Raw genomic sequence first — 15,690 nt, 5'->3', positions numbered from 1 at the left:
GAGGTTGTAGATGCCCGGTGATTGGCTGGAGAGATTGACTAGTCAGATGCCGCCGCGGCGTGCGGATGGAGGCTCCCCTGAAAGGCGACTCGGCGAGCTAGCTTCTGCGGATGAACTCCATATGCCATCCGATTATGTGCGCTTCGTGGAAGCGTATGGGTTTGGTGCGGTGGGCGATTATCTAATTGTGGATCGCCCAGCCCTGCCCCCTGCGGAGTACCTCGAAGAGTACGAATCTCCCTATCGGGCCTACTCGGGGAATTGTGGAGGTGTCATCTACTTCGCGACAACTGCTGACGCCGACGATGTTTTTTATCTTCTGAATCTTCATGATGGGGAGGGGTGTGTTGTTGTCAAGAGGCGTCATTTTTATGGCGCCGAGGAGATGTGGAAGAAGTTCGATTGCGGATTACTCGAATTCCTCGTCCTCACGCTCGATGCTCAACTTCCGGGAGGTAATCCTTTTAGCGGAACTCACCTTTGGGGTAGAGATAAGCCCGTAAAGTTTGTGCCGTCAGCTTACTAATGGAACTCGAAGTAGGTTTCGTCAGTTGAGGTAGGCGAGGTCGGGGTCGCGGAAGAAGCCGCGGACGATTTCGGGGGTGGCGGCGAGGCGTTGGAGGGCCTCGACCGCGATGGCGTAAAGCTGGCCGGGGGCTTGGACCGCGCGTCGGCCGGCGCGGGCGGCTTTGACGCTGTTCCACACCCACTCGTCAGGGTTGAGCGTCGGGGAATAGCCGGGCAGGAAGAACAGCCGCAGACGCCCGTGGGCGTTTTCCACGAAGGTCTTGACGTCTTTCGCCCGGTGAGATGGGGCGCCGTCCACGATCAGGAACACGGTGCCGCCGTCATCGGCCAGCAGTTGCTCGCAGAATTCGATGAACGTCGTCTTGTCGAAGGTGCCGGTGAAGCAGTTGAAATGGATGCGTCCGCGCTGTTCAATCGCCGAGATCATCGTCACCGGATCCCGTCTGCCCATGGCGGCTCATCTAAGTTGGCCGTGATGTTCGACCGTCCCGCTGGATCAGGGTCTTGATGGCAGCGAAGCGCCCGTGACGTTCTGTGATCATTCGAGTTGCTGAGACTTGAAGGATCAACGGAAGGCCACGGGCTTGGTCAACGATACGACGCGGCTATTCGGGTTGGACGGGGTGGCTGTCACCTCCGTGCGGCTCGGCAACGACGCGAGTCCGATGCTCGCACTGGTCACCGCCGATGAGCAGGCCCGATGCTGTCCCGAGTGCGGCGTGCGCTCGGAACATCCGCACGGCTGGGTCCGCACCAGGCCGAGGGATCTGCCCGTGGCCGGCCGCTCCACCTTGCTGACCTGGACCAAGCGGCGCTGGCAGTGCCGGAAAGGGGACTGCCCGCGCCGGACGTTCACCGAGGCCCTGCCACAGATCCCGCCGCGCTCCCGGCTGACCTGCAGGCTTCGGGAGTCGGCCGGGGCGGCGGTGGCCGATCGGGGCCGGACGGTCGTTCAGTCAGCCCGGGACCACGAGGTGTCCTGGCCGATCGCCCATGCCGCGTTCATGGCGCACGCCAAGCAGGCCTTGCCTGCCCTCACCCCTGCAACCGAGCGGCTCGGGATCGATGAGACCCGGCGCGGCAAGGCCAAGTTCCGTCTGGTCACTGGGGCCGACGGCACCGAGAGCTGGGAAGTCACCGCAGACCGGTGGCATGTCGGGTTCGTCGACCTGTTCGGTGGGGCTGGGCTGCTCGGTCAGGTCGAGGGCCGCACCGCGAAGAAGGTCTCGGGCTGGATCGAGGCGCAGACCGACGCCTGGCGCTCCGGCGTGCGGTTCGTCGCCATCGACATGTGCACCATCTTCAAGTCCGCCGTCCGCGCCTCGCTGCCGCACGCGACCCTCGTGGTCGACCGCTTCCACGTCGCCCAGCTCGCCAACACCGCGTTGACCGAGGTCCGTCGCCGGGTCACCGTGCAGCAGCGCGGACGCCGGGGACGCAAGGGCAACCGGGAATGGGAGCTGAGGAACCGGCTGACCCGCTCGGCCGCCCGTGTCCACGCCGACCACCTCGACCCGATGGTCGACGACCTCCAGAGCCTCCCAGTGAAGATCGGCGTGCCGATCCTGGCCGCGTGGAACGCCAAAGAAGACCTGATGGACGTCCTGGCCCTGATGCACACCCGCCCCGCCCGGACGGCGATCGCGCACCGGCTGTTCCGGTTCTACGAGTCATGCGCTGCATCCGGCCTGCCGGAACTGGAACGCCTGGCCACCACGGTCAACACCTGGTGGCCCGAGATCGAGGCCGCGATCGTCTCGGGCGTCAGCAATGCCGGCTCGGAAGGGATCAACAGATCGATCAAGACCGATGCCCGAGCCGCCTACGGCTACCGCAACCCCGCTAACCAGCGCCTGCGTGCCCGCTGCGCCACCACCCGCCGCGCCCGTGGACACCTCACCACCCACACCAGCGGCCGCCACAACCAACCCCGACGCTCAAGAACCTGACAGCAACAGTCACCGCAGACAGGCTTGATGCGGCATCCTGGACGGCATGGACACACCATCCGGCGAGTTCGTCCGCGTCCTGGACTACCACCTCGACTCGGGACACCCCAAGCCCGTCGAGGCGCTGCAGGCTTGACTGCGCGAGCGGGGCATCGAGGAGATGCCCTTCGGCGTCGATGACGTCCTCCTCATCGCCCCCTGCGGACGTGACGAAGAAGGCAACTGGGACCGCAGCGTCAAAGTCCACGTCCGCGGTGCAGCACTTCGCCGACTCAGCCTCCATCCTGACGAGCCGACCTCATCGATCGAACCGCAGACCTGAAGTCTTGCTGTCACGACCAAGTTCGTTGAGCCCCCATGCTCCGAGCCAGTTGAACAAAAATCCGTGGGCCCGGCGTCCGGAGTTGTGCCATTTGTTGACGCGGGTGCGCTCGGCGACTTCGGCGGTGTCTAGGCGGAAGTCCTCGATCAGCCAGTGCAGGTAAGCCCGGAGGCTTTCCAGGCTCTCGACGGTCTTGGCGTCGGCGTGCTTGTCGGCGACTTCGGCCGAGGCCGCGGGGGGGGTGTGGAGCAGGACCGCGAACTCCCACCACGTAGTCATCATCGGCTCGGTGAACGCGGGGTTCCCGAGCGCTGCTTGATCCTGAGCGAGCTCGGATAGTTCCAGACATAACGAACCCCTCGGTCTCCAGCGTGTGATCAGCGAGCCGAACACCACCAGGCGCGTCACCCTCCGTCTCACTGCAACCGTCGTTGCGTGGCTGGCCGCGACCGGCGCACGCTGTCGTCCGTCACGCAATTCGGGCGACGGTTCACACATGCTTCGGCTTGATGTCCGGTCTCGCCGTGGCCGGGAGTCCAGCGGACGTGGGAGGCCCTTCTCGTCGCGTCACGCCGCCACGGACGCCGCCAGAGATAGGCGGCCACAGCTGGAGTGCAGACGACTCGTCCCTGATTTCGCCAGGACTGCGGACGCGTGCCCGGTCCACGAGAAGGCCGGTTGGTCCGACGGGCGTCGCGGCTGCCGCAGCCATTGGTGGTGCCGGAGATCGTCCTCGGGTCAGGAGACTCGGTCAGCGTCGCGACGGACGTCCCGCGGATGCGGTGGCAACGCGTGGCGCAGAGGTTCGGGGTCCGGACGTCCCCTCCGCCGTCGAGAGGCTGCGACCGCCAGCCCTTTGACATACGTGCACCAATTGCGGGCGCCGTTGCTGCTGATCCACTGCCCGTACGGCGCGCGTGCGCCTACAGTTTAGGCCAGCGGCCCGTCAGAACCAGACCGCTTCGTCCTGTAAGCCAGCGATACACACGCCGATTCCTCCATGCGCCACACTGCTGTGCGCGATCGGTCACTGCCTGTATGATCGGCGGCCAGCCGCTACAACAGAACTCTGATACAGCAACACTCTGGCGGCATCGAATCGATGGGGGATGCCCGTGACCTACACGGCCGAAATCAGCAGGTCCAATCCGGGATGTTTCGTGTTCCTGGTCGACCAGTCCGGGTCGATGTCCGATCCGATCGGCGGCGAAGCCCCGGGCCGCAAAGCCGACGTCGTCTCCGACGCCATCAACCGGCTGCTTACCGAGCTGTCCGTGAAATGTGCCAAGGAAGAAGGCGTCAGGGATTACTTCCACGTGGGGGTCATCGGCTACGGCCAAAGCGTCGGCCCGGCGCTCGGCGGTCCGCTGTCCGGGCGTGACCTGGTTCCGCTGAGCCAGATCGCAGACAACCCCGCGCGCGTGGAGGAGCGGTCGAAGAAGGTCCCGGACGGGGCCGGCGGCCTGGTGGAGACGACGGCGAGCTTCCCGGTGTGGATGACGCCGATCGCCAACGGGGGAACGCCGATGGTGGCCGCCCTCGGCTACGCGCGGCGCCTGATCGGGCAGTGGTTGGACGAGCATCCCGGAGGGTTCCCGCCGATCGTGCTGAACCTGTCCGACGGCGAGTCGACCGACGGCGACCCCGGCATCGCTGCCGGCGACATTACGTCCCTGGCCAGTGCCGACGGCGGTGTCCTGCTGTTCAACCTGCATGTCTCGTCAGTCGGTGGCACCCCCGTCGAGTTCCCGGACACCGACGCCGGCCTCCCCGACGCCCACGCCCGAACCCTGTTCGGTATCTCTAGCTTCCTTCCGGCCCACATGCGCACGTACGCCGCCGCACAGGGCAAGAAGGTCAGCGACGGCACCCGAGGATTCGTCTACAACGCTGGCATCAGCGCCGTCGTGCAGTTCCTCGACATCGGAACCCGTGCCACTGAGCTGCGGTGACCGCCACACCAGGCTACGTATCACGGTTCCTCGTACCGAAGGACGGGAACAACGCCGACCAGTGCGAAGACGCCCTGGTCGTCTGGCCGCCGGCCGCGTACGACGAACCGGTCATCGGGGCGTTCCTGGCGGTCCTGTGCGACGGGGCTTCGGAGAGTCTGCTGGCCCGCGACTGGGCGAACCTGCTCGCTGAGCACCTCGCCGACCGGATTGACCGGCGGCCCGGCACCGTACGTTCGCCGCGGGCTGCCGCCGCGGCGATCGCGGAGGCGGCCCGAGGTTGGGACAGTTGGCTGGCCGCGTACATCGGGCGCCGGGCAAACGGCGGCAAGCCGCTAGCCTGGTACGAGAAGCCAGGGCTCGAGCGCGGAGCCTTTGCCACGGTATTGGCCGTCAGCGTTCGCCCCGACGAACACTGCTGGCGATGGAACGCGGCCGCACTTGGAGACACCTGCCTGTTCCATGTCCGCGACGATCAACTGCTGCAGGCGTTCCCCGTCACGGACCCGGCGGAGTTCGGCGTCACACCGGCGCTTGCCGGCAGCCGCAACGAGGACGCCGCGCTGCTCGCCCGGCACATTGCGGTCGCTGCCGGAGACTGCGACTCCGGCGACGTTCTGTTCCTGGCTACCGATGCGCTCGCCGCGTGGTTCCTCGCCGAAACCGCGGCCGGTAGGCAGCCGTGGAACGTGCTCCGCGAGTTCGCAGGCCAGGAAGCGTCGGAGTTTCAGGCCTTCATCACCTTGCAGCGAGCCGCTGGAGACATGCGTAACGACGACGTTGCCTTCGTCCACTTCGACTTCGGATAGGGGCCATGGCCGGAAACCAGATGTTCCCCAGCGGCGCCGACTACGCCGAGGCGATCCAGAACCCCCAGTTCTGCTTCAACGATCCCGACCTACGCGACGGACGCCCGGCGCTGACCAACCTCAGGCAGCCCAAGCCGATCTCCGGCAACTTCGCCTCGGTATTCTCTATGACCGCACCCAACGGCCGGCGGTACGCGGTCAAGTGCTTCACCCGCGACGTCGCCGACCAGCGCACCAGATACGAGGCCATCAGCCGCCACCTCACGACCATCGACGACCGCACCCTGTCACAGCCGTGGCGTATGGACTTCACCTACCTGCCAGACGGGATACTCATCCGCGGCAAACGTTGGCCCGTCCTCAAAATGGCCTGGGTCGACGGCACCGGTCTGATCAGTTGGTTGGAGACATACCGTGCGGACCGCACCGCCGTCGGGAACCTCGCCGATCGTTTCGCCGAACTCGTGACCGACCTCGAAGCGAGCAGGATCGGCCACGGCGACCTCCAACACGGCAACCTGCTCGTAGCGCACGACGGCACTCTGCGGCTGGTTGATTACGACGGCATGTACGTGCCGGCGTTGTCCAGCGCACGAGCCGCCGAGGAAGGCCACCGCCACTACCAGGCACCGATGCGGAAGAACTCCGGCGACTTCAGCGAAACCATCGACCGGTTCTCCGCATGGGTCATCTATCTGTCCCTGACAGCGCTCGCCGCCGACCCCAGCTTGTGGGATCAGCTGCGAGCGACAGACGCCGAATACCTGTTGACCTGCGACGAGGACTACATCACGCCATCAGCCTCCTGGCGGCTCAGCCAGCTGATCGCGGTCGGCGGGGAGACCGGACGAATAGCCGAGATGGTCCGCGAACTCGCCGGCAAAACCACACAATCAATGCCAGAACTGCTACCGGCACTGCGCACCACGCAGGCGAACCCCGTGAACAGAGCATCCACGGCACCCGCCGCCGTCCACCGGCCGGCATGGCTTGACGACCACATCGAACGGACACCTCCTCCCGCGCCGACGCGGTTCACTGACCGCCGCGTGTCCGACGTCATCTTCGCCATCGCCGCCGTGATGACAATGGCCCTGGGCGTCCTCGGCATCGTCCTCGCACCGCTGATGGCGTACATCGGCGCCGCCGTAGTCATGGCCAGCCTCGTGATCTCCGACCTTGGCAGGCGCGCTCGACCGGAGTGGAGAACCGCCCGAGACACCCACCGGTCACGCGCCAAGCAGATCGCCGCCTTCGGCGACCCGGCCAGCCATCTACAACACCTGGAGCGCGACCACTTCAAACAGGACGCGCAGATCACGCAACAACTAGAAGGCGTTGCGCTAGAACAGCGAGAGACGGTAACCCGGCGGACGCACGACCTAGCGCGCGTCGACCGGATCCTCGCCGGGCAGCTCTCCGCGATCTCCCAGCGCAAGCAGCGGCTCGAGACTGACCACAGCCTGCGAGCTTCCTCAGAGCTCCAACGGATCCAGGCCGCCCACGTCCAAGACCGGCTGCGTCGCCACACGATCCACCAGGGCATCAAAGGCATCAACGGCCTGGGCCCCGCGGCAGCGGCCACCCTCAGTGCGCACGGTGTCCACACCGCCGCCGACATCGAGATCGTGCTGGTTGCCGGAAGCAGCAAATACCCCACGCGCATGGCGTACTTCGTCCTTCCCAACGGCAGCAGGACGCGGATCGACGGCATCGGAGAAGTCCGAGCGAAAGCGCTGCTCGCATGGCGTGACGGCCTGACCCGCGAAGCGCTGCGCAGCGCGCCGAGCACGCTCTCGGCCGCCCAGCAGTCCGCGCTGCGCAACGCCCTGGCTGCCGACCTCGCTCGCTTGGATACCGAACGCCGCACGGCCGAGGACGCGGCGAGGGTCGAGAAGACCAACATCAACGTGAACGCCGGACAAGGGGCGACACGGCTCGCCGACCGGCACCGGCAGCTGACCGCGGAGCAGACGGCGGCCCGGGCAAAGTTCACATCGCAGACCGCTGCATTGCGAGACCAAGTCAACCAGCGGACTCACGTGGTTGCCGCGGCGGACGCCGAGCGTCGTGCGCGTCGTCGGCTCCGGCTGCACCGGTACCTGTTGTTCGCATTATTTGGATCGTCACGATGACTCTGCCTGACCTCGTGACCGTAGGGAACCTGTCGTGACCCGCCGAGGCACGTCAACCACGACGGATGTGACGGTACTTGCCACCCGGTTGGTGATGATGACCGCCGTGGGCATGGTGAAAGCCGTCAGGAGGATGCCATCGCTCATCCTGTTGGCGGTCCCCGTGATTCTGGTGGTCGTGGGCGAGGACAGCGCTGCGGACCCGCTGCGCGGCGCCGCCGTCACGATCGTGACCGTCGCGGCCGCTGGACTGTTCGGCCGCTGGCGCTACCGCAGATGGCAGCAGCACCTGGCGGAACAAGCGGCAATGCAGCGGCTGCACGCGCTGCGCGCGCAGCACATCTCGACTTACCACTCGATGAACCCCCGGCAGTTCGAGGAAGCCCTGGCCTACCTCTGCGGTCGCGACGGGTGCGCCGGCGCCGCAGCCACCGGAGGCTGTGGCGACCTGGGGGCGGACGTCGTCGCCGTCACCCCCGACGGCCGACGACTCGTCATCCAGGCCAAGCGGTACTCCGCCGGAAACAACGTGTCGGGTCCGGACCTGCAACGGTTTGGAGGCACCTGCTTCGCAATCCACGGCGCGCACGTCGCCGTCGTCGTCACCACAGGCGGGTTCACCAAGCAGGCCCGCGCCTATGCGGCCAGCGTCGGCATCCGGCTGGTCGACAACGGGGTTCTTGCTGCCTGGGCGTCGGGAACCGGCCCGCCCCCGTGGCAGTGACCCCTATAATCGAACCCTGATTTACCCGCTAACGTCAGTCGAATGAACAGCATACTGCGATACTGGGGATATCTCGCAGCACTCGGCCTCGTCCTGGCGTGGACAACGCACAACCGCAACTGGGTCCTGATCCTGGTGCTGTCGGTCGTGGTCGTCATCTACAGCTTCTTCCGAGCCCCAGCGTGGTGCGGGGCCCCGATCCGGAAGAAGGACGCCTACTGCCGCAACAACGCCTACGGGCTGCTGATGGGATGTCACTTGCGGCAGCATCGATGGGAGAAACTCAAGATGACCGTCGCGCCGAAAAGGTGGCGCGAACTCGTCGGGCGCTGCCTGACCTCCACGCAGCAGAAGCTGGCCGTCCTGGCCGGGATCGCGGGTTCGATCTCGACGATGCTGGCCCTGATCAAGGTCTTGGCCAAAGCCTGAGCACTATTCGTGAAGTGCGCGACGGGTGCAGGCGTAGTGGACCTCGGTGGTGCTCTCCTTACTGAGGTCCAGCGGATCGTGCATACCGCAGGAGGGGCCAGAGCTTCTCGCCCGAGCGCTCGATCATGGTCCAGAACTCGTCGCCATCCAAAGCCCTCAACCCTCCCTCAGCAGACCGGCGGTGCCGGAAATCGTCAGTCGAGCCAGACGATGACGGCCTGGCCGCATGCCGCGGCAGCCGCGAAGAACAGCGCCAGATCGCCGTAGTAGCCCCGGGCCCAGTCCAGCTCGCCGGGCGAGTCCCAGCCCAGCGGGTAGACCTTCGCCTCAGCCAGCTCGCCGACGCCGACCCTGCGGATCAGGTCGTCGTAGGACACCCGACTCATCTCTCGCGCGGCCACCCCAACCCGCTCGACCGGCACGAACCGCGGCGGGCCGTAACCCCAGTCCCCGTCTTCCGCGAACGGCTCCTCGCCATGGACGACATCCACCGGGAAGTTGAAGCGCCGGAACAAGAACCCCAGCATGTCCCACGTCTTGTAGGTGGTGAACAGCCGCGCGTCCGCCGGCGGGAGTTCCTGCTCGTCCTCGACATCCTGAATCTGCTCGATGAGCTCCAACGCCCAGTCCGGATCGCTCACAGCCCGGGTCAGCTCGTCCGGCGTGACCCGCAGATACTCACCGATCATGCTCATGCGCGCCAGGATAGAGCGCCCGTAGGACAAGCAGTGAAAACGTCCGTCAGACCCGCCTGCCATCCTGAGCCTCATGTCATCCATCGAAGCGTTGCGACGTGAACATAACGCGGAGGACGGCACGTTCCTCCTGCTCGCTCGCGCCGAAGGCGTATGGAACCGCGACGCCTTCAACCGGTTGCAGCGCGTCATGCGCGAGGTCTGTGAGGAACTGGCCGACCGGGACCGGATCGACCGATGAATCGCTGACGCGTTCTGGTTCGCCGAAGGCTTCGTCCGCGAAGACCAGTCCTTCGCCCGACCCGAGCCAGCGGAGTACTTCGAGGAGGCGAACAGGAGGATGTTCGACCTCTGCTCGTGGCTGTTCAGCGGCCAGAGCCCGTACCTGCCGGGCCACGACTGGCCCGACCCGTAGCCCGCCAGCCTTCCCACCAAACTTTCGCAGGCGAAGAGCAGACGAAAACTCGATGGGAAAGCGAAAGATTCAACGGGACCCTACAGCCGTTAAACTGGTGGAGTCCACATATCTGAACCGCGTCGTATTCTCTGTCCCCGGTCAGGCGACGAGTTCAGTCGTGTCGTGGGGCCTTGTCTGAGGTCGGCTGCTGTCACGTGGGTCACGTTGCGGCTGGCCTCAGCTGGCGTCAAGGAACTCGCCGACACAGAAGGGCATGAGCAAATTCTGGTTACGGCTTTGCGGGCACGCCCGGCGGGTTCCGCGCGGCGTCGGGCGGGGCGAATCCGTCGGGCCACACTGACAGGCGCTCGCCGAGGAACATGGCGCGGGTGAACGATGGCGGCGGGTCGGGGAAGACCGATCGGTAGAACCAAACGGCCTCGCCGAAGGTCACGTGGTCGAACGACGTGGTCGCCGCGAAGTGAGCATCGGTGAAGTGTGTGATCTTCGTAAAGGTCGCGCCGTTGAAGCTGGCCGAACCCGCGAACCGGGATTCGCGGAACGCCGCGCCCATGGCAAATCGAGTGTTCTTGAACGATGCGTCGCCTCCGAACTCGACGTTGGCGAACCCTGTGACGCCGTTGATCTGCACGTCGTCGAACCGTACGGCACGGTCGAACTTCACGCCGTCGAAGTTGGCCCAGCCGAACAGAGCGCCCTGGAAGTCGACCTCGTTGCCTTGGTGGAAGTGCGCGCCCCTAAATATGGCGCCTCCGTCAAACGCTGTGTGGTCGAACTCGCAGATCCCGTCAAACTCGGTCTCGACGAAGTAGGCGCCTGCGGTTTTGGCGTGCCGCAGTGAGACATTGGTAAGGCGGGCGCCGCTGAGGTCAACTACGGCGTTGGCCCAGAAGCTCTTGTGGTCGGGTCGCAACCGTGCGAACACTGTGGCCTGGGCTGCTGCACGAACCTTTACTTCACCCGGGTCCGCGGTGTTTGGATCGTATGGAATGCACAAGTAGGCACACAGCACTTCCATGCAGGTCTGCCCGTCGCGTTCTGAGTCGTCCGCTATTCGGGCGAGAGCGTAGACACCGCCGAGTCGCACTGCGGCGGCCGTGTTCCCGAGCTGGGCTATGGCTTGCGTGTATCGCTCGGTGAACAGCTTGTCCTGGTCACGTATGTGGTTGGCCTCGTCGGTTCTCTGCTTCCGATACGCGACGTAAAGGCCGGCGACCGCGCCGGACCCACCGACCACCAGCAGCGCGGTTTTCGCGACGTCCAGCCGGTTGGCCTTAGCGCCCGGAATCAGCCACAACAGCAGCAGGTAGACCCCAGCTGTGCCGATGACGCCGGCTACCAGTAGCGCCGCGTAGATAGCAGGGAACGGCCGTGGGCGGTACGGCCGCGGCTCTCGGTCTCGACGAAGCGTCAGAACACGACGGTATCTCTTCTGCACGCCCGCACTCATGGCCGAAGGCTAGCCGTCGCGTCATGGCGCGGGTGGCGTATTGCCCCGAACCGGCACCAGCGCTCGTCATACCGCGAGAACCTATGGTCCATGTCCATGCCGACCTGGCTCGCTACAGTCCTGATCGCCGCTGGCACTTCCGTGGTGGCGCGGATGGTTCCCGACCTGACCGTCGTGTCGCGCCTCGATGCGCGCAAGGCCCGTGTGAAGGCGGTGCACGATGCCCGCGACCGCTTTTCGAACTGCGTGATTACGATGCTCACGCTCTGCGGGGCGCTCGCGGCTTGGGACATCCCTGATGACGTATCCGATGTTGTGCGTGCGCGGCTGGAAGGCGAGAGCGAGCGATGGCGGGGGCTGATCGATGAGACCACGGTGTGGTTGATCGACAACTCGGCGTTCTACGCGCTGAGCTGGCCGCGTAATCTACGGGTCATCGCCGGCCGGTACGCCACCGAGACGCGCGGCGTGTGGCTGTCTGAGCGGACCGAGGCTGACAAGGTCCGGCTGCTTGGGGACCTGACAGCACACATTCAGTCGATCTACTTCATCCGTTTGTGGCGGGTGATGGCCAGGGCTGAAGCGCTGCGGAACGTACAGAACGCATTCGATGCGCTGAACTCTCCGCCGGTGCCCATGCCGCTTCCGGTTGTCGAAGAGTCGCCGTGACACGCGCGGAGCCCAGCGGCATGACACTGCCGACTGGTGACGGGCTGTCAGACTACTCCGATGCCGTTAAGCAGGAACCTGTCGGTCGAGCATCACTGTGTGGTGGAATCGTCCCTAAGCGGGTCGACTCCGGGGGCGGCTGCTTCAGCGGCCTCCGGAACTCCGAGATCCGCCAGCACACCTCGCCAACGCTGTCGCCAGGCGTCTCGCGCGTGTTCGTCCGCCATCATCGCGTCTACTGGCACTTCCTGGCCAAACGGCCAGAGGGCATCGGGTTCAGCGGCGAGGCAGAGACGGGCAAGAAATGCCCGGCGCACCAAGTCACGCATACGGTCGACGGCGAATGCGAGGCTGACGCGGGGAGGCATATCGCTGGGCGCCGTCGAAAGACCTGTGGTGATGTCGCGTAGGTCTTTCTCGCTGATGCTCCCTCCGTGCACCAGTTTCGAGCGCAACTTGTAGAGCCTGCCTACATCTTCAAAGATTGCGCGCCCGGAGTCCACCTCGGTCACCAGAAGGGCAGCCGCGCGTCCGCGGAGACGCAGCGAGATCGCGTCAGTCTCATTGCCGTCGCTGATCAGAACCGCTTCGAGTGCGGTGGCCAGGTCAACGATCGCCTCATAGTCATCGTGTGCCTCGTGTGCGCGATTGAACCGGTACAACGCGACGTCGAATGTGGTCGTCACTTTGCCCGCACGTTTGACCTTCGCCGCGTCCAGGTATCCTCCGAGAGCTGCGAAGGCTGGGGCGTGGCCTGTGTTCAACTTGACGACTCGCTGCATCAAGGTGGATATAGCGCCTTTGCCGAAGACGTGATGCGCGGGGTAGCGCCTCGATACGGAGCTTGCAGGTCCGGTGATCTCCCAGCAAGACTGATGAGTGCCGGCCAACAGTAGTCGGGCGAGTAGGAGGAACCGATCAACGTCGCCCTCGATTCGGCGACTCGCCGCATACGCCTCGACGGGGGAGCTCGACGTGGTTGCGATGACCAGGCTCTGTGGAGGGTCGAACGTGTGGGGAGGACGCTCGTCGAGCGCCCGGGGAATCATCTCCTGAGTCCGTTCGAGAAGACTGCCTGGTCCAGTCTCCGGGGAGACAGTGATTTCTCCGATTTTGACCGGCTCATCGGTCTCGGTGGTGAGGTGCGAGACGACGCGGCAGCAGTGCAGCTGCTCGGTTCCCACCTCCAGAAGTGCGAGCCAATCCTCGATTGTCTGGCCCACGAGCTCGTTGTCGGCCTCGAAGTCAGCCAAGGCGACGGCGCAACGCGCGATCGCTGCTTCGAGAAGCCCGAAGATGTAGGAGTTTGCGAATTCTAGATTCGGCTGCCTCGGCGGAGTCGTCGACAGCATGAACCGCTCGGGGAAGAGGCGCTGGACCGCGGCTTCGAGTTCTGTGAACTCCGGCAGGCCCATCACATTGCTTCCTTCGTAGTCGTTGCCGACGCGCAGGAAGGGCCGGTAGACCGAGGCTGGCACAACTCTCAGCTCAGCAAGCGCCGGGAGCGCAGCACCGACAAAGGCACGTGCAACGGTCCTGAGGTGGTCGGTCGTGGTGGCAAGGTCGCGGTTGCCCCTGTAACCGGCCTGGTACTCCCAGATCTCGTGGTCTAAGGCGCTCAGGTCGGCGCCAGTGCGCTCGGCAGCAGCCTTAACCAATTCCGCTGCCGTGTCCGAGGACAGAGCATCCTCTGTGACACCGAGCCCTGCGGCGACAAATCGGACGATCATCCGGTCTGGTTTCACGTCAGGCAACCCCAGCAGCATCCGCAGGTAGCGCCAGGAGATTCCCGCCTCCTGGGCGGGGACCGTCAACCATGCATCTCGTGCATCTCGGCCGAGATCCGTTTCGTCGGCTTCGACAAACTGCTCGGCGGAGTCGATTCCGAGATCGACCAAGACCTTGGCCGCCAGAAGCACAGCTTGGCCCCTGCTGGGCGCATCCGGCTGTGTCGACACCCTATTACGTGTGCCGATCTTGTCGATGAACTCGGTGACGCCACCAAGGCGCTCGTAGAGGCCGAGAAGATCGGTCAAGGAGTCCTTCGACGGGTCAGCCCCCTCCCGCATACGGACAGTCCGGTACCGACCGATGACGCCTCGCGCAATTGGGTACCGTGTCTCGATCGACCAGATCGAGCTGATAACCGCGAGCGCAAGGCTGCCCGGGTGTTCCGTCACCAGTGTCCACTCGTCCTGGGGCCGCAGGTGCTCGGCGCACGCACCAACGATGCGCTCTACATCGCTGAGACTGCCGTCTTGTGCTCGCAGAGCCTCGTCGCTCAAGGCTGCCTCCTTTGGATAGCAGAACCTTCCCACAACGACCCGCAAGATCGCCTGAGGATGAGGACAGGCTGGGCCTGGAGAACGCCGACTGTAGTCGGCTGTCGAGTTGAGGACTGCGGCGGTAGCAGCCTCATACCCGAGAACCACCCGCGTGGTGGAAGCGCGGACGCTCTCTGCGAATGACGCTGTGCCGCATCGTCAGGCGGCGGCCAGATGCGTAACCGGGTTGCATCCAACGCAACGGGCAATGGCCTAGCTGTCGGGGATCTCGCCACTGCGGTTAGGAAACACCAGGTCAGTGGCGAGAATAATGTCTAATTAAGCTGACGCCGGATCGCGACAAGGTTCTCCCTCCAGTAGCCTGCCAGTGGGCTTAGTTGGACGTGCAATCCGGTGTGTGGTGCCTCCACCAAGATCCCCTGGCCCAGGTACATACCGACATGTCCTGGTGCGGTCACCGTTCCGTCCGACCCTGCTACGAACAGTAGATCGCCAGGTTGAAGGCTGTTCGTGTCGTAGACAGGTATGCCGACGGTGGACTGTGCGATGCTGCCGCGTGGGATCGCGATGCCCGCGGCGCGGTAGGCCATCATCATCAGGCCGGAGCAGTCCCAGCCGTCGGGACCGGTCCCGCCCCAGATGTATGGCTTCCCGATTTGCGCTAGAGCGAAGCTGATGGCCGTGACTATCGGCGCGGGGACCCCGGCTGGTATGTGGTAGCCGGCCGCCTTGGCAGTTGCTGCGGCGACCGCGAGGCCGCTCGAATCCTGTGGTGTGCAGTTCGCGCCGCCGGTGAAGGCGGCGGCGAGGGCTTGGGCTTCGTCTTGCCATTTGGCGTAGGCGTAGGGGAAGCCGCTGTGCTGGACTGCCTGAGCTGCGTCGGTGGTGGACATCGAACGCCAGCCCGGGACCTGGAGCAGTCTGCTGTAGAACTGCCGGGCGGCGTACGCGGGAGTCAGGATCTGCGCGGGGCTGCCCCAGCCTTGCGACGGTCGTTGCTGGAACAGCCCCAGGCTGTCGCGGTCTCCGTAGTTGAGGTTCTGGAGGCCGGATTCTTGGAGGGCGGTGGCTATGGCGATCGCCTCGCCGGGCGCCGGGACGCCCATGCTGATGCCGACTTCGGCGATGATTTGGGCGTTTCCGAGCCGGGCGGCGCTCAGATTGCCGGTGTTGGGTGAACCACCGTTGAAGCCGGCCGTGCAAATAGATGTCGTGGTTGAGACGGGTGCTGTGATGATGGCCCCTGCTATGGCGGCGACTGCGGCCACGGCGAGCAGGGGCGCGGATATGGCGGCGGCTATCGCGGGCTTGACGGGCATTGTGCC

Annotated in this window: 16 protein-coding genes; 9 read left to right on the top strand and 7 right to left on the bottom strand. The window is 65.1% G+C overall.

The features are described 5' to 3' along the window. Nucleotides 1-10: 10 nt before the first annotated feature. On the top strand, nt 11-526 hold the full coding sequence (locus IZR01_RS02670; protein WP_194894491.1) for a hypothetical protein: 516 nt from the start codon (nt 11-13) through the stop codon (nt 524-526). 21 nt (nt 527-547) lie between these two features. Here the strand turns inward: IZR01_RS02670 and IZR01_RS02665 are convergent, their stop codons facing one another. After that, nucleotides 548-979, bottom strand: coding sequence for a transposase (locus IZR01_RS02665; protein WP_228554626.1), 432 nt, complete (start codon nt 977-979; stop codon nt 548-550). A gap of 133 nt (nt 980-1,112) precedes the next feature. Here IZR01_RS02665 and IZR01_RS02660 point away from each other — a divergent pair, with 133 nt between their 5' ends. Then, a complete protein-coding gene (locus IZR01_RS02660) occupies nt 1,113-2,477 on the top strand; it encodes an ISL3 family transposase (protein ID WP_194894489.1) in 1,365 nt (454 codons plus the stop codon). Between the two features lie 298 nt (nt 2,478-2,775). On the opposite strand, the gene IZR01_RS02655 is transcribed toward IZR01_RS02660, so the two are convergent. Continuing rightward, complete coding sequence (locus IZR01_RS02655) at nt 2,776-3,207, bottom strand: hypothetical protein (protein ID WP_194896067.1); 432 nt, start codon at nt 3,205-3,207, stop codon at nt 2,776-2,778. A 707-nt stretch (nt 3,208-3,914) separates the two neighbouring features. Here IZR01_RS02655 and IZR01_RS02650 point away from each other — a divergent pair. Both IZR01_RS02650 and IZR01_RS02645 read left to right on the top strand, forming a co-directional pair. Continuing rightward, nucleotides 3,915-4,751: a vWA domain-containing protein gene (locus IZR01_RS02650; protein ID WP_194922740.1), complete on the top strand. Its 837-nt coding sequence runs from the start codon at nt 3,915-3,917 to the stop codon at nt 4,749-4,751. Beyond that, nucleotides 4,748-5,560: a hypothetical protein gene (locus IZR01_RS02645; RefSeq protein WP_194896065.1), complete on the top strand. Its 813-nt coding sequence runs from the start codon at nt 4,748-4,750 to the stop codon at nt 5,558-5,560. Before IZR01_RS02650 ends, IZR01_RS02645 begins: the two co-directional genes overlap by 4 nt. Before the next feature lie 40 nt (nt 5,561-5,600). Here IZR01_RS02645 and IZR01_RS02640 read toward each other — a convergent pair whose 3' ends face one another. Then, nucleotides 5,601-5,810, bottom strand: coding sequence for a hypothetical protein (locus tag IZR01_RS02640; protein ID WP_194922739.1), 210 nt, complete (start codon nt 5,808-5,810; stop codon nt 5,601-5,603). Nucleotides 5,811-5,862: 52 nt separating this feature from the next. Here IZR01_RS02640 and IZR01_RS02635 point away from each other — a divergent pair, with 52 nt between their 5' ends. From IZR01_RS02635 to IZR01_RS02625, 3 genes are all read left to right on the top strand, one after another. After that, entirely contained in the window at nt 5,863-7,695 is a 1,833-nt protein-coding gene (locus IZR01_RS02635; protein ID WP_194922738.1) for a hypothetical protein, read from the top strand. A gap of 133 nt (nt 7,696-7,828) precedes the next feature. Continuing rightward, nucleotides 7,829-8,419 (top strand): restriction endonuclease, encoded by a 591-nt coding sequence (locus tag IZR01_RS02630; RefSeq protein WP_194922737.1) that lies wholly within the window; start codon nt 7,829-7,831, stop codon nt 8,417-8,419. 42 nt (nt 8,420-8,461) lie between these two features. Beyond that, the gene (locus IZR01_RS02625; protein ID WP_194893306.1) at nt 8,462-8,848 is read left to right on the top strand and encodes a hypothetical protein; all 387 of its coding nucleotides are present in this window, start codon (nt 8,462-8,464) and stop codon (nt 8,846-8,848) included. 194 nt (nt 8,849-9,042) lie between these two features. On the opposite strand, the gene IZR01_RS02620 is transcribed toward IZR01_RS02625, so the two are convergent. Next, nucleotides 9,043-9,543 (bottom strand): YfbM family protein, encoded by a 501-nt coding sequence (locus IZR01_RS02620; protein WP_212008538.1) that lies wholly within the window; start codon nt 9,541-9,543, stop codon nt 9,043-9,045. Nucleotides 9,544-9,616: 73 nt separating this feature from the next. Here IZR01_RS02620 and IZR01_RS02615 point away from each other — a divergent pair, with 73 nt between their 5' ends. Beyond that, on the top strand, nt 9,617-9,784 hold the full coding sequence (locus IZR01_RS02615) for a hypothetical protein (protein ID WP_194893305.1): 168 nt from the start codon (nt 9,617-9,619) through the stop codon (nt 9,782-9,784). A 445-nt stretch (nt 9,785-10,229) separates the two neighbouring features. On the opposite strand, the gene IZR01_RS02610 is transcribed toward IZR01_RS02615, so the two are convergent. Continuing rightward, nucleotides 10,230-11,411: a pentapeptide repeat-containing protein gene (locus IZR01_RS02610; protein WP_194922736.1), complete on the bottom strand. Its 1,182-nt coding sequence runs from the start codon at nt 11,409-11,411 to the stop codon at nt 10,230-10,232. Nucleotides 11,412-11,501: 90 nt separating this feature from the next. On the opposite strand from IZR01_RS02610, the gene IZR01_RS02605 reads away from it, so the two are divergent. After that, nucleotides 11,502-12,080 carry a hypothetical protein gene (locus IZR01_RS02605; RefSeq protein ID WP_194893303.1) on the top strand — a complete coding sequence of 193 codons (579 nt, stop codon included), beginning with the start codon at nt 11,502-11,504 and terminating at the stop codon, nt 12,078-12,080. Nucleotides 12,081-12,172: 92 nt separating this feature from the next. Here IZR01_RS02605 and IZR01_RS02600 read toward each other — a convergent pair whose 3' ends face one another. Together IZR01_RS02600 and IZR01_RS02595 are read right to left on the bottom strand one after the other, a co-directional pair. Beyond that, nucleotides 12,173-14,365 (bottom strand): DUF8548 family protein, encoded by a 2,193-nt coding sequence (locus tag IZR01_RS02600; RefSeq protein ID WP_194893302.1) that lies wholly within the window; start codon nt 14,363-14,365, stop codon nt 12,173-12,175. 314 nt (nt 14,366-14,679) lie between these two features. Then, entirely contained in the window at nt 14,680-15,684 is a 1,005-nt protein-coding gene (locus IZR01_RS02595; RefSeq protein WP_194893301.1) for a C40 family peptidase, read from the bottom strand. Nucleotides 15,685-15,690: the final 6 nt, after the last annotated feature.

Source organism: Catenulispora pinisilvae (assembly GCF_015356865.1).
In the GTDB taxonomy this organism is placed as follows: domain Bacteria; phylum Actinomycetota; class Actinomycetes; order Streptomycetales; family Catenulisporaceae; genus Catenulispora; species Catenulispora pinisilvae.
The sequence above is the reverse complement of the archived record's forward strand: the minus strand, read 5'-3'. Positions and strand labels throughout refer to the sequence as shown.